Annotated in this window: 14 protein-coding genes and 1 rRNA gene; 2 read left to right on the forward strand and 13 right to left on the reverse strand. The window is 63.9% G+C overall.

What is annotated here, in order from left to right:
* The 6 genes from BW934_RS13840 to purN form a co-directional block, all read right to left on the reverse strand.
* Nucleotides 1–1161 carry a mannitol-1-phosphate 5-dehydrogenase gene (locus tag BW934_RS13840; protein ID WP_076349093.1) on the reverse strand — a complete coding sequence of 387 codons (1161 nt, stop codon included), beginning with the start codon at nt 1159–1161 and terminating at the stop codon, nt 1–3.
* Complete coding sequence (locus BW934_RS13845; RefSeq protein ID WP_084182626.1) at nt 1158–1586, reverse strand: PTS mannitol transporter subunit IIA; 429 nt, start codon at nt 1584–1586, stop codon at nt 1158–1160. Before BW934_RS13845 ends, BW934_RS13840 begins: the two co-directional genes overlap by 4 nt.
* Nucleotides 1587–1588: 2 nt before the next feature.
* Nucleotides 1589–3613: a BglG family transcription antiterminator gene (locus BW934_RS13850; protein WP_076349097.1), complete on the reverse strand. Its 2025-nt coding sequence runs from the start codon at nt 3611–3613 to the stop codon at nt 1589–1591.
* Nucleotides 3614–3616: 3 nt separating this feature from the next.
* A complete protein-coding gene (locus BW934_RS13855) occupies nt 3617–5083 on the reverse strand; it encodes a PTS mannitol transporter subunit IIBC (RefSeq protein WP_084182627.1) in 1467 nt (488 codons plus the stop codon).
* Nucleotides 5084–5227: 144 nt separating this feature from the next.
* Entirely contained in the window at nt 5228–6214 is a 987-nt protein-coding gene (locus BW934_RS13860) for an NAD(P)H-quinone oxidoreductase (RefSeq protein WP_076349099.1), read from the reverse strand.
* Between the two features lie 30 nt (nt 6215–6244).
* On the reverse strand, nt 6245–6865 hold the full coding sequence (gene purN, locus BW934_RS13865) for a phosphoribosylglycinamide formyltransferase (RefSeq protein WP_076349101.1): 621 nt from the start codon (nt 6863–6865) through the stop codon (nt 6245–6247).
* A gap of 72 nt (nt 6866–6937) precedes the next feature.
* Here purN and BW934_RS13870 point away from each other — a divergent pair, with 72 nt between their 5' ends.
* Entirely contained in the window at nt 6938–8101 is a 1164-nt protein-coding gene (locus BW934_RS13870) for an aminotransferase class I/II-fold pyridoxal phosphate-dependent enzyme (protein ID WP_076349103.1), read from the forward strand.
* Nucleotides 8102–8200: 99 nt separating this feature from the next.
* On the opposite strand, the gene BW934_RS13875 is transcribed toward BW934_RS13870, so the two are convergent.
* The 5 genes from BW934_RS13875 to BW934_RS13895 form a co-directional block, all read right to left on the reverse strand.
* On the reverse strand, nt 8201–8983 hold the full coding sequence (locus BW934_RS13875) for an SDR family NAD(P)-dependent oxidoreductase (protein ID WP_076349105.1): 783 nt from the start codon (nt 8981–8983) through the stop codon (nt 8201–8203).
* Complete coding sequence (locus BW934_RS13880; protein ID WP_076349107.1) at nt 8950–9552, reverse strand: VanZ family protein; 603 nt, start codon at nt 9550–9552, stop codon at nt 8950–8952. The genes BW934_RS13875 and BW934_RS13880 overlap by 34 nt, the downstream gene beginning before the upstream one ends.
* 98 nt (nt 9553–9650) lie before the next feature.
* Complete coding sequence (locus BW934_RS13885) at nt 9651–10580, reverse strand: DMT family transporter (protein ID WP_076349133.1); 930 nt, start codon at nt 10578–10580, stop codon at nt 9651–9653.
* A gap of 213 nt (nt 10581–10793) precedes the next feature.
* Complete coding sequence (locus tag BW934_RS13890) at nt 10794–11987, reverse strand: MFS transporter (RefSeq protein ID WP_076349109.1); 1194 nt, start codon at nt 11985–11987, stop codon at nt 10794–10796.
* 131 nt (nt 11988–12118) lie between these two features.
* Nucleotides 12119–12958, reverse strand: a complete 840-nt coding sequence (locus BW934_RS13895) for an undecaprenyl-diphosphate phosphatase (RefSeq protein WP_076349111.1) — start codon at nt 12956–12958, stop codon at nt 12119–12121.
* A 152-nt stretch (nt 12959–13110) separates the two neighbouring features.
* Between BW934_RS13895 and BW934_RS13900 the strand changes: the two genes are divergently transcribed.
* Nucleotides 13111–13578, forward strand: a complete 468-nt coding sequence (locus tag BW934_RS13900) for a DinB family protein (protein WP_076349113.1) — start codon at nt 13111–13113, stop codon at nt 13576–13578.
* 129 nt (nt 13579–13707) lie between these two features.
* On the opposite strand, the gene BW934_RS13905 is transcribed toward BW934_RS13900, so the two are convergent.
* Both BW934_RS13905 and rrf read right to left on the reverse strand, forming a co-directional pair.
* Nucleotides 13708–13992 (reverse strand): hypothetical protein, encoded by a 285-nt coding sequence (locus tag BW934_RS13905; RefSeq protein ID WP_076349115.1) that lies wholly within the window; start codon nt 13990–13992, stop codon nt 13708–13710.
* A gap of 142 nt (nt 13993–14134) precedes the next feature.
* A 5S ribosomal RNA gene (gene rrf / locus BW934_RS13910) occupies nt 14135–14222 on the reverse strand; the annotation flags it as partial.

Raw genomic sequence — 14222 nt, forward strand, 5'->3', positions numbered from 1 at the left:
TCAAATGGATTCACGTAGGCGATTCTTCAGTGCGCGGTACGCGTCGATCACGCCCTCGAAGAGCTGTCCCTCGAGGCCGCACACCTCGCGAACCACCTGTTCCACGCCCTCCGCCTTCAGCCGCCGCTGCAGTTCCACCGCCGCGGCGTCGGACGCATCCGAGTAGAGGAGCGCGGACGCCACGGCCTCTTGGATGGCCGAGGTGTCGAGCCCGGCGGCGGCCGCCGCCATGAGGGGACCTACGAGCCGCTCGCCGGGCGCCAACTTGCGCAGCGGGTCGCGCCCGACGCGCGCGACGTGGTCGATCACATAGGGGTTCGCGAAGCGCACGCGCACCTTCTCGGCGTACGCGGCGAGATCGGCGAGCGCAAATCCGGCATGGCGATGCGCAAGCCCGCCCGCTGCCTCGCACTGGAACCGCTCGACGTGCGCGCGGATGAAGGGGTCCGCGAGCGCCTCGCCGATGGTCGCGATGCCGCGCAGGTGCGCGAGGTAGGCCGCGGCGGCGTGTGCGCCGTTTACGAGATACAACTTGCGCTCCAAGTAGGGGCCGAGATCGGCCACCCACGTGATGCCATCCGGCGCGCCGGGCACGGGGCTTCCCTCGACCACCCACTCGTAATACGATTCGACCACGCAGTCGAGCACCTCTTCCGCATGCCCCTCTCGATGGGGCGCAATGCGGTCCACCGCGGCATCGAGGAAGCGCACGCGCTCGTTCAAAAACGCGGCGAGCGACTCGTCGGCCCGCGCGTACACCTGACGCCGCAACTCGGACGTCGCGCGCACGGCGTTCTCACACGCGATGACGATCACGTCCCCGTCCAACCGCGCCTGCATTCGGCGGCGGAAGCCCTCCGCCAGCACCTCCGCGACACCGCCGAGATGGCGAACCCCGACCGCGGTGGTGATCCAATCGCTCGACGCGGCGAGTTCGACGCACCGCTCTGTCCCGAGCAGACACGCGTCCACGCCGTCCACCGGGACCACCCGCTTGTGCTCGCCTAACTCGATGACGCGGTAACTGCGCTTTTCCGCAATCTCGCTCACGAGGTCCGGCACGACATCCGCAAACGTCACCTCGAAGCCCGCCTGCTTGAGCAGCCAACCGATGAACCCGCGGCCGATGTTGCCCGCGCCAAAGTGGAGCGCCCGCTTCATGACGCACTCTCCAAAATGGCGGCCATCTCCTCCGCGGACGACGCGCGCACCAGCCGCGCGACGTTGGCCTCGTCCATGCAGACCGTGGCAATTTGCGATAAGAGCTCCATGTGCTCCTCGCCCTTGCCGGCGATGCCGATCACCAAGAACGCCTCTTCGCCCCCAAAGTCCACGCCGTTCGGATACTGCGCCACGACGATGCCCGATGTGCGAATGTAGGCGGTGGCGTCGGGCATGCCGTGCGGGATGGCGATGCCATTGCCGATGTACGTGCTCGTCGACGCCTCCCGCGCGAGCATGCTGTCCACATACGGAGGCTCCACGTGGCCGAGATCGACCAACATCTGGCCCACCCGCCGGATGGCGTCCTCCTTCGACTCCCGTTCCAGTCTCAGCGCCACATGCCGAGCGTCCAATCGTACCATCTTCATTCACTCCCCATGCGAACCATGGCGTCGTAGAGACGCGCACGGACATCTTCAGTGCCGGCCGACTTCAGCACTTCCACCAGACCCTCCGATTCGACGAGCGCAGCGGAGATTCGGCCGAGACATTCGATGGCGCGCGCGTCTTCCTCCACGCGCGCCAAGAGCACGAGCACCACGGAAACGGGCTCGTCGCCTCCGATCCCGCGCACCTCTACCGGGGCGGTCAAGCGATACACCCCGATATGCGGCCCGTCGATCCCGTCCGTCCTGGCGTGCAAAACGGCCAATTGTCGCCCTGGCAACACGACGCTGCCCAATCGTTCCCTGCGCTCGATGGCCGTGACAATTGGCCCGGCTTCCGCCGCCCGCCCAAGGCGGACCAGGTGATCCCCGACGAGCCGAATCACCTCGTCCATCGAGCGACCCTCGAGCATATCGACGCTCGCGGAAGACGCGATGCGGAGCGCCCACGAGGGTTCGCTGCTCGGGCCACCCTTCGCACTCGCCAATCGCTCCTTGCGCCCGAGCTTGGAGAGCGCAAGCCGCACCGCGCGCACGTCTTCCTCCGTGAGGAACGGCGACACGACCACAGTCGGCACACCCGCCTCCGGCAGCGAAACCGTCGAGAGCACGAGGTCTGCGTTCACATCCGCCAGCGACCGCGCCGAGGCCACCTGAGACACCACAAGCTCCGGAAGCTCATTGCGGACGCGGCTGGCCAAAAGCCTGGCCGAGCTCAACCCATGCGGGCACACGATCACGGCGCGCCACTTGTCCTCGGCCAACCGGCGCTCTCGCGCGGCCCCCAGGTGCATCGCCAGAAACCCCACTTCCTCGTCAGGCACGTCAAGGCCGTGCGGCGAGAAAACCTCCAGCGCGGCCTGACGCGCGGCCGCGAACAGATCTGGGTATCGCGCCTTCACCATCTCGACGAGCGGGTTGCGGATGGGAAGGCCCGCGCGAATCCGATCCAGTGCGGGCCCCAGGTGTTGCGCCAAGCCGCTCACCAGGACCTCGTCAGACGCGAATGGAACCTGAGCCGCATCCTCCGCTGCGCGGGCAAACCGATGGGCGAGATCGAGCGCCGTCACGTTCGAGGGGAGGAGGCGAAAATCGTCGTCCAGGTGCACGCGCAAGCCGGCGAGATGTCTCGCCATGTAGCGAATCTCCGGTTCAACGGCCAAGGCGCGCAAGCCGGTGGCCTCGGACAGGCCCGACACCAGCTCCTTGGCCATCGCCACGTCGCCTGGCCTCGCGGCCTCGGTCACCTCCGCCGCCTGCACCACGCCCCCGCGCTGAACGCGCAGGTACTGGATGACCGCGTAGAGCCAGACCTCAAACCGATCCGCCTCCTCAATGGGCGGCTGCGCCGCGTCCAACACGCTCTCGACCACCTGCGCGATTGCCGCGAGCACCGGGGCGGGGACGGCGTGGACGAGCCAACGCGCGACGGGATGGCTGAGATCGCCTTCCTGAACCACCATGCGGGCCAATTGATACGGGGCCAGCTGTTCGTAGACGATGTCAGCCATCGTTTCGCGCCTCGGCACCTCGCCGCCGTCGATCAACACGCCAAACCCTTGTCGGCGCACGATGAGAAGGTGCCGCGCGCGCAGCCACGGGGCGAGATCGTTCAAGTCGCCGCTCAAACTGGCTGGCGCGGCATCCAACACGCGGCCGAGATACGCAAGTTTGAGCGGGCCGGGATCCGCGAGCAACCACAGCGCGACGAGCGCCGCACGCTGCTTGGGCGAGACCACCGCCGCCCGCTCGCCCACCGGGCCGAGCGCCGCCTCGACGCGCCTTTGCGTTTGCGGCGAAGCCAGCAGCCGGAGGCGCCCGCCCTGGTTTTCGATCCGCGCCCGAAACGGGCGCAGCCAGCCCGCCACAGCGCGCAGATCGCGCTGCAGCGTCCGGCGGCTGACGTCCCATCGTTGCGCGAGCAGGGATGGATCCAGGCCATCTTGTGACCGCATGAGCTCGATGAGCAAAAGCTTCTGGCGATCCGTCAGGTCGTTCGCCATGCCTCATCCCTTCAGCCGGTTCAGGTCTTCGATCAGCTGATCATAGGTCGCTTTGTTCAAGAAGTTCTGCACCAGATAGATTTTGGCGTTCGGCGCCACCTGGCGGGCGCGCGTCTCGAAGCTCGCCTGCGTGAAGACGACCTCGGCCGTCGAGGGCAGCTGATTCACCGGCACGTGATGCACCGGGATGTCGTAACCCGCTTCCTGCAGCCTCTTCTTGAGAATGGACGCGCCCATCGCACTCGATCCCATGCCGGCTTCGCAGGCGAAGTACACGGCCTGAGGCAGGCCCGTCAGCGCCACTTGCTCGACAGGCGCCTCGGCGGTCGCGGTGGTGGATGCGGACGGCGCAAACTTCGACTGAGCCTTCATGTCCTGCACGACCGCCTGCGCGAACGCGAGCGTGCTCTCATCCATGTCGTCGCGCGAGCGGCGGATGAAGAAGGAAGCGACCAAAAACGACACCAGAGCGCCGACGAAGATCCCGGACAAGACCGGGAAGTAACCGCCCTTCGGCGTCATGGCGATCTCGGCAAAGATGCTGCCGGGCGACGGCGTCGCCACGAGTCCTGCGTGCAAGACCATGAAGGTCGTGTCGGCTGCCATGCCGCCCAAGATCACGGCGAGGACGAGAATGGGTCGCATGAGCACGTACGGGAAGTACACCTCATGAATGCCCCCGAAAAACTGAATGAGAATCGCGCCAGGTGCCGATTGACGAATCGCGCCCTTGGCGAACGCCCAGTAGGCCAGGAGGAGTCCGAGGCCCGGGCCGGGATCCGTCTCGAGCAGGAAGAAAATCGACTTCCCGGCCTGCTTGGCCTGTTCAACGCCGATGGGTTCAAGAATACCGTGGTTGATGGCGTTGTTCAAAAACAGCACCTTGCCAGGCTCGATAAAAATGGCAATGAGCGGAAGCAGATGCGCGTTGGTGACCCATACGGCCGCCGCGCCGAGCCAGGCGGACACGCGGTCCATGATCGGTTGCACCGCCAAGAAGCCGAGAATGGCAAGCGCACCGCCCAGGATGCCTGCGGAAAACGTGTTCACCAACATCTCAAAGCCAGCGCGGATGCGCCCCTCGACGGCGCGATCGAACTGCTTGATGAGATAGCCGCCGAGCGGCCCCATGATCATCGCGCCGATGAACATCGGCTGCGAAGCCCCGATGGCGACCCCCGCAGTGGCAATGGCTCCCACCACGCCGCCGCGAATGCCGTGCACGAGGCGCCCTCCCGTGAAACCAATCAGGACCGGGATGAGAAAGGACACCATGGGCGAGACCAGCTGGTCGAGTTTCGCATTGGGCGTCCAGCCCGTCGGAATGAAAAACGCGGTGATGAGTCCCCACGCGATGAACGCCGGAATGTTGGGCATGACCATGCCCGCCAGAAAGCCGCCAAACTTTTGCATGGCGGCCCGTGCCCGTCCGCTCGATGCGAGGGGCTGCGCTGCAACCTGCGTCGCCACGATTCGCCCTCCTTCGACAGTTGTAATCGCTTTCTGTCGAAAACAATACAGGCCTCCACGGCTTGCAGCAACGCAAACAAATTCAGGTCTGACGCACATCCGTGCGTCAGACCTGAAGAGCGGCGTCCGGATGAGACCCATGCCTCATTCCGTGACGCGGAGGACAATTTTTCCTATGTTCTGATTCGCCTCCATCCGCTCGTGAGCTTGCCGCACATCGCGCCAGTCGTAGACGCGATCGATCACCGGCCCGATCTCGCCCTTGGCCAGGGCGTCGTGGGCAAACGCCATGAAGGCGGCGGTGAGTTCGATCTTTTTCTCCAGGCTGCGTGAGCGAAGCGCCGTGCCGATGACCTGCTGCCGCCGGGCGAGAAGCTGGCCGAGATCGAACCCATCGACTTGGGTGCCGCCCATCGTTCCGATGACAATAAGCCGCCCATCCACGGCCAACGCGCGCAGGTTGTCGTGGAAGTACGGCGCCCCGATGAAGTCGAAGATGACATCGGCGCCGCGCCCGTCGGTCTCTTGGCGCACGAAGTCGACGAACGACCCGTCGTGGTAGTTCCAGCCCGCCTTTGCGCCGAGCTCGATGCACTTGTCGATTTTTTCCTGACTCCCTGCCGTCACGATGCTCTGAGCCCCAGCCAGGCGAATGAGCTGAATGGCCGACGTGCCGACGCCACTCGCGCCCGCGTGGACGAGAACCGTCTCGCCTGGGCTCAGGCGGCCGAGCACAAACAGATTCAAATACGCCGTGAGGAAGGTCTCCGGAATGGCGGCACCCTGCTCGTACGAAAGGGACGCGGGCAGAGGCATGAGCATGCCGGCCGGCACCACCGCGTACTGCGCATAACCGCCGCCCGGCAACAGCGCTGCAACGCGATCTCCCACGCGGACCGACGTCACGCCCGGGCCAAGCGCCTCCACGTCCCCGGCCATTTCCAACCCCAGGATTTCGGACGCCCCTGGCGGAGGTGGATACAAGCCGCGCCGCTGCAGGAGATCCGCGCGGTTCAAGGCCGTCGCCCGAACGCGAACCAGCACCTCACCGGGGCCAGGCTGAGGCGTCTCCACCTCGCCGATTTCGAGCACTTCCGGGCCGCCAAACTGCTTCATCGTCACCGCGAGCATGTCGTCCCCTCCCCTTCTTGCACCATCGTATCACAGGGCCACAGAGTCGCCAAAAGCCTCCAGATCGATCTCGCCCCGCTCCATCTTTTGCAACACCTCGAGATACAAGGGGCCCTCCACCGCAAGCACGCGTTCCCGCAGGCTCTCCGGCGTATCGCCTGGCCGTACCGGGACCTCGGCCTGCGCGAGCACCGGGCCGTGATCGTACTCGTGATCCACGAGATGCACGGTTGCGCCGGTCACGGTGTCCCCGCTCGCGATCACGGCCTCGTGCACACGCATGCCGTACATGCCGGGCCCTCCAAACTTCGGCAAGAGGCTCGGATGAATGTTGAGGATGCGGTTTGGGAAGGCGGAGAGCGTGGCGGGCCCGATGCGCTTCATGTAACCTGAGAGGACCACGTACTGCGCCTGGTGTTCCCTGAGGGCGTCGCGCAGCGCCTCGTCCGCCTCCTTTGCGCCGCCGCAGCGCTTTTCGTTGATCACGACCGCAGGGATGCCGAGCTCGCGCGCGTAGGCGAGCGCCGGACTGCCGGGATTGTTGCTGACCACAAGCACGGGCTCAAACGCCACCTCGCCGCGGGCCCGGGCCTCGAGCAGATAGCGCATGCCCGAACCGTTGTGAGAGGCGAGAAACGCGATTTTTCGCATCGGCGACTATTCCACTCCTTTGATTGCGTGTATGCTGAAAGAGAATCTGCGACGACGAGCGAGGACGATAACATGACACCATCGGATCGACTCAACCAACTTCCTGACGGCGTATTTCAGGAACTGGCCATCGCTGCACACGAGCGGCGCAGCAAAGGACTCGACGTGATCGACCTGAGCGTCGGATCGCCCGATTTGCCTCCGCCGCCCCATGCCGTCGAGGCCCTGGTTCGCGCCGCGCAGGACCCCACTGAATACCGGTACGCCATCACGTCACTGCCGGAGTTTCACGAAGCGGTCGCGCGCTTCTACGAGCGGTACGGCGTTTCGCTCGATCCGGCGCGAGAGGTCTTGCAGCTCGCCGGTTCCCAAGACGGCCTCAGCCATCTGGCGCTCACGTTTCTCAACCCCGGTGATGTCGCGCTGATCCCGGATCCGGGCTATCCGATTTACGACGCGGGCGTCCGGCTGGCGGGCGGGCGCGTGGAGCCCATTCCAGTGGACGGCGATACGCTCCAGCCCCGGTTTGAGGCCATTCCCGACGCAGTGTGGCGGCAAGCCAAACTTCTCATTCTCAACTTTCCCTCGAATCCGACTGCCGCGATCGCGACGAGAGAGACGCTCGAACGCGCCGTGGAGCTGGCGAAGCGGCACGACCTCCTGTTGGTGCACGACTTCGCCTATTCGGAGCTCGTGTTTGACGGCGTTCGGCCCATGAGTGCGCTGTCCATCCCGGGCGCGAAAGAGGTGGTCATCGAGTTTAACTCCCTCTCAAAGACCTACAATCTCGCCGGCGCGCGCATCGCCTACGCGGTCGGGCGTCCGGACGCCCTTGCGGCGCTGCGTAAGCTGAAGTCGCACATCGACTTTGGCGTCTTCCTCCCCGTGCAGCGCGCGGCCATCGCGGCCCTCACCACGCCGTGGGACGGGTATGAGCGGCAGCGGGCGGTGTACGCCGAGCGCCGCGACGCACTGTGTGCGGCCCTCGCCGAAGCGGGATGGCACGTGCGCCAACCCGCAGCCACGATGTTTTTGTGGGCGCAAACGCCAGGCGGTGAACCCTCGTATCCGTTCGCGCTCTCGCTGCTTAAAGAGACCGGCGTGGCCGTCACGCCAGGTGTCGCCTTTGGCCCGCGCGGCGAGGGGCATGTTCGCATGGCCTTTGTCCACGAAACCCCGGTCCTGCTGGAGGCAGCCCGGCGCATCGGCGCGTGGCTCAAGCGGCGCAATCCATGAGCCCGGCGTCGCCTCGCGCCGCCTTGCGCTCAGGCCGGTCACTCGGCCGGAGCGCAGGAGCGGCCCGGTGCCCTGCGGGCGACCGCAACATGTGACCCTTCACCACATCGCCGCGAGTCCGCCGTCGATGTTCAGCGCCACGCCGGTGACGTACGAAGCGGCGTCGGAGGCCAAAAATGCGATCACCCGCGCGGCCTCGTCCGTCTCGCCGATCCGGCCGAGCGGGATGTTGTGTTGGGGCAGGCGGGCAAACTCGTCCCACGTGAGATCCGGACGCTCTGCTTTCCACATCTTTTCGATTTGATCACTCCGAATCTGCCCGATACAGACCGCGTTCACCCGAATCCCGTATTTGCCGAAATCCTTGCTCATGGCTTTCGTCAGGGCGATCCCGGCCGCCCGGGACACGGACGAAGGCATCGACGACGGGCCGGGGGTCTTGCCCCCGATGGCGGTGACGTTCACGATCGCACCGCCGCCCAGCCGCTGCATATGGACCACGGCACGGCGGGAGCATCGGATGGCTGCAAAAAGCTTCAGGTCGAGATCGTCCTGCCAGTCGGTATCGGAGACGGAGAGAAAGTCGCGCGCATTGGCGGTACCCGCGTTGTTCACGAGGATGTCGATGCGGCCGAGCACTTCGGCTGCGCGGTCGATGAACGCCTCACATGCGTCGGACTGGCGCACGTCCACGGGCATCGCGAAGACGCGCTGGCCGGATTCCTCTTCGATGGAGCGCTTGGCCGCCTCGAGCGCAGCCTCATTCCGCGCACAAATGGCCACGTCCGCGCCTTCCAAGGCGAGAAGCCGCGCCGTTCGCAAGCCGATTCCCTTCGAGGCACCGGTGATCACGGCAACTTTGCCTTTGAGTCCAAGTTCCATAGCTCCTGCTCCTCTCTTTCCACGTCTGCTGTCCACTTCAGTGTAGCGAATGTCGACCGCCCAAGGCGAACGAATCGCCACAATGCGAAACCGCATGCCGCGCCCATGCAGGTAAACAGGATGTCGTCCACTTCGAACAGGCGATAGGGAACTCCAACGCGGGCTGAGATGAGGAGTCCCGCGATCTGGATGGCGGACGCTGTAAAAAACGATAGCACGAGGACGAGTGAGAATCGGCGCATGGAAGTGTACAGGACCGGAAGAGCCGCCCCGAGCGGAAGGGCGAAGGCGAAGCTGCGAGCGAAGTGCTTGCACATGCCGGTGCGCAGACTGAACGCGTGCTCCAGCGTCGCCCACGGCGTCGCGTCGATCTCAGGCAACGAGGGTACGCCGTGCAAAGGGATGGGGAAAAGCGCGGCATCGATAAACCCAAGCACGTACAAAAAGAAGGCATAATGCGCGATCATCCGCCGCCAGGACAGGCGCCATCGCCGCAAGGCCGCGCGTACAACCCAGAGGGCGGTGTACGCGCCCCAACACAAAAGCCCTATGGGCAAGAACGTGATCATGCATCTCCTCCGAGAGCTGGCACCCGGAGGGCGCCGCCGCGCCCCCCGGATCCATCATGGCGATCCGCATGAATGGTACACGATGCCCAACGCGCGCGTCATGAGTCCTGAGACCCTTCTTGCGAAACGACGCGCGCCCACTTGCCCGAAGGCGCGGACACTGGTTCCCAGACCACGAGCGCGACACCGGCGAGAATGAAGGCGGTCCCGAGCCAGAACGTGACGGAAACCGTTTCCCCGAGAACAAGCCAACCGAGCGCCGTACCCACGAGCGGTTGAAAGAAGAAGTAGACGGCGCCAGAGCCGGCGGGTACGCGCCGAAGTCCTTCGTTCCAGAGCAAAAACGCGCCCGCTGTGGACAAGACGCCGAGATAGAGAATCCCCAGCCACACCCATGGATGAGCCAGAACCACGTGCACGTTCGGCATATGGGACCAGGCGAGCGGTGTCATCGCCACGAGCGCCACGAGCATGGCGTACAGCGTGACGACAATGGACGACGCCTCTCGGCTCACGCGCTTGACCAGCACGGACTGAAGCCCCCAGGTCACGGCCGCCACCAGGAGAATGAGCCCTCCCCAAGCCATCCGACGATCCGCGTGACCGACACCGATCATGACGAGCACACCGAGCGTCGCGAACACGACGGACAGAGCGCGCCTCCACGTGATACGCTCGCCGAGCAGCAAGCGCGCGAAAATGACCATAAAAGCCGGTGTCCCTGAGGTAATCACCGCGCCCATTTGCGCTGTCGACCAGTGTGTCCCGACAAATTGCGCCCAGATGGACAGCGCGTAGCCCACAAGGCCGACGCAGAGCACCACAAGCCAGTCTCGGGCGGACATGCGCCATCTCGCTCCGCGGGCGAGTCCCGCTGCGGCGAGCGCTGCGGCACCGAGCGCGTAACGGAGCCAGATGAGGGCCGTCGGATCCACGACGTTCATGACCGCCTTACTGACGACATACGTGCCGCCCCAAAGCGAGGCAGCAAGCGCCAAACACACGGCGCCCACCCATGAAGACTTCATCATCATTCACCCCTCCGCCAAAGTCCGATGGTCATGGCGAGGGGTTTGGCCCTCGCCGTCAGCGAAGGGCGACGGGCACGTCGAGTTCAAAGTAAGCGAGCATCCGAAGCACCTCCCGTTCGCCTTCATCGTACCCTGCTCCCGCTGTCCTGTCGATGATGCAGAGAAAACAAAAATGCCGCTCGGTGTGAGCGGCACGCACTTTGTATGTCCTCACGCGAGCGATCCCGTCTTTCGGTCGACCGGAAGAAAGGCGGACAAGATGGCTCCGGCGATGGGAACCGCGATGAGGATGTACAGGACACTGGTCAGCCCGACGTGATCGGCCAACACCCCGAAGAAGGTTGCCCCAATTCCGCCCGCGCCCACGCCGAAGCCAATGGTCAGCCCAGAGGCCAGGGAGACGTTTCGCGGCAAGAGCATCTGCATGTACACGACCGTCACGGCAAACGACGAAAGGATGAAAAATCCAAACGGAATCAAAGCCACGATCGCCCAGACGCCACGAAGAAACGGGAGCCCGAACGCAAACGGAATGGACAGTAGCATCGAGAACAACAGGATCCGCTGCTTCGGTATGCGGTCGGCGAGCGCACCTCCGATGAACGTCCCGAGCGCTCCCGCACCCAGAAACCCGAACATCAGGGCGTCCGACAGCTGATACGACATCCCGAACTTGTGGGCGTAGTAGAACGGCATGAACTGGAACGTGCCGATTTGACACCACGAGCGGAGGACGATCACGACCACCAACAGGCTCACGGCGCCCAAGCGATTGTCCCCCTCGATGGTCTTGCGCACCTTCGCGTAATCGCGAAGTGCCGCGCGATACCACGGATACAGCCGCAGGGTGAACACCAGCCCCAGGGCCACGCCGAGGAACATCCAAAGGATGCTGTGAATGCCCGCCGACAAGATGAACAGCGACACAACGAGCGGGCCAATGGCCTGTCCACCGTTGCCGCCGACTTGAAAGATGGCCTGCGCCAGCCCCTTGGCCTTGCCGGCCGCCAGATGGGCCACCCGAGAGGCTTCTGGGTGGAACGCCCCCGAACCGAGGCCGCTCAGGGCCACGAGAAGCAACAGCACGCCATAGCTCGGCGCGGCGCCCGTCAGCGTAATGCCGAGTGTGGACAAGAAGAGCCCGAATGGAAGCATCCACGCCCTCGGCCTTCGATCCGCCAAGGCGCCAAACAGAGGCTGCGCCACCGAAGACGTGAGGTACGAAACGAGCACAATCAGGCTAATTTCGGTGTAGTTCAAGTGGAACAGCGGCTTGTACAGCTGCGTCAGCGCCGGCACGAGCCCTGTCGTGGACAAATCGTTGAGGAAGTGGGAACCGCTGATGCTCCACACCGCGTCCCGGTTCAAGCGACCTTTTTCGCGCACGGCTTGCACGACGGCCACGCCTCATCCCCCCTGCAGAATCTCTCTTTCGGCGATCGCGCCTCTATTTCGCTTCACGAATGAAGCCGGTAAAAAGCGGGCGAGCTGATGGCTCACCCGCCTCGACGCAGAGATACGTTCACGCGCCGACTTCAGAACTGAATGTGCAGCGCCGCGAGAATGGCAACAACCACGCCTACAACAATACAATACCATCCAAATGGCCGCAAGGCGCGGACCTCGGTGGTTTCGAAGTAGCGCATGAGGAACGCCGTGCTCAACAGGGCCAGCACACCGGCCAGCAACCCGCCAATCAGGCCATCGTGAAACATCACGTGGTTGTGCTGATGCAGCATCTTGGGGACTTCCAAGATACCCGCGCCGAGAATGACAGGCGTCGCAAGCAAGAAACTAAAGCGCGCGGCGTCCTCATACTCAAGCCCGCTCGCCAGTCCTGCCGCCATGGTGATGCCGCTTCGAGAAAACCCAGGGATGAGGGCAAACGACTGGACGATGCCAATGAGAAAGCTCCGTCCATACGACAGATTTTCAATCCTCGTGGAACTGCGCCTGCTTCGGCGCCGGCGCATTCCGTCCGCCCAGAAGAGGACGAGCCCATTGATGATAAGGAAAATGGAGGCAGACAAAGCCGAAGGGAACAGCTCCTGCAGCTTGTGTTCAAAGATTTTGCCCAGCACCGCCGCCGGGATCGTCGCGACGATAATCAACAACAGGATGCGCCGCTCGATCCGCCTCCTGCGGTCGAAGATGGAAGCGATCAGGTGAATCCACTCCGGCAAGAAGTAAATCAAAAGCGCGAGGCCTGTCCCCAAATGCAGCATGACGACAAAAGGAAGAAATTGATTGGACCCAGAAAACTCGGTCCACCGGAACAAGTAGGGGAGAATGACCGCGTGTCCCACGCTCGAGATGGGGAACAGCTCTGTAATGCCCTGGACGATACCATAGATGATGACCTGCAGTAGGTGCATAACGCGCCTGCCTTTCCTTTGGGAGTGAGTGCCTCGGTCCCATTGTACAAGAACTTTGGGCCCCGCTCATCTGAACGCGGACATTTCATGATGACGAAGGCCCGCGGATGGTGCTAAGCTCAAGGCGAGGATGCAGAGAGGAGCGATATCGTATGGCGAAAGCCGAGTCCATGCTGCGACACTGGCACGCACACAGAGACGTGCTCGCGCCGTTGGTGCAGTCGGTCCCTGAGGATCAACTCGATTTTAAGCCGTGGGACAAGGCCATGTCGTTCCGTGAGTTGGTATGGCATGTCCTGTCGATCAGCGCACTGTTCGCGTCCGCCGCGAAGGCGGGCCGCATCACGGGTCGACCCGAGCAACCAGATCTGAGCTCCAAGGAAGCGCTGTTGCGCGCGATCTCGACCTTGACCGACCAAACCCACGCCGACATGGCATCCTTGAGCGATGAGCAATTTGACCAGCTCGTGGACACCAAGGCGGTCTTCGGGGCGGACCTGCCCGTGCACGCGTTGCTTGGTACGATGATCGATCACGAAATTCATCACAAAGGCCAGCTGTTTGTCTATGCCCGGCTGATGGGTGCGAAAGAACTGCCGTTCTTCGTTCATCGCGGTTGACGTGCGCGTGAGAGCCTCTGCGACATTCCCGCAGAGGCTCTTTCCTTTCCCCTGCGATGTCATGCAGCGATGCGCCGCGTTCGCACGGAAAAAGGACCGGCCCGTTCGCAGTCGATCGAGGTCCGGCGTTTAGATGCGCGTCCTTCTCTTCCGGATCCGCGAACGGCGAGACATCGTGGACGATCCCGCCCGAGCGAAGCCGCGGCTTCTGCCTTCGCTAGAGATGACCGATGAAGCGTCGGACGCCACGTCCCGACGCCCGTGGCGCGCTGTTTTGAGGGCGTAGATGGAAAGCCCCAAGGAAATGAGCATGATGGCAGTATTGAGGATGGTCACCGCCGTGTTCACCTGGGTCACGCGCGTGTTGACGTCGTTGGTCAGGGTGTTTTCCTCGAGAGGAGTTAGCCGTCGCACGCCGGATCGCCCCTTGATCCCAGGGTATGTCGGAGACGTGCCTTCTGTGCGGGGAGGAACTCGGCGCAGGTCTCCTGGCGGGTTGCGAGGGGATGCGGACACGAAAAAAGGCCAGGCATCTTCGCCTGACCTTCGCTCCTTCGCCTGGCAACGACCTACCTTCCCAGGAGGCTGCCCTCCCAGTATTCTCGGCGCTGGAGGTCTTCACGTCCGTGTTCGGGATGGGTACG

This window comes from Alicyclobacillus vulcanalis, from assembly GCF_900156755.1.
Lineage (GTDB): Bacteria > Bacillota > Bacilli > Alicyclobacillales > Alicyclobacillaceae > Alicyclobacillus > Alicyclobacillus vulcanalis.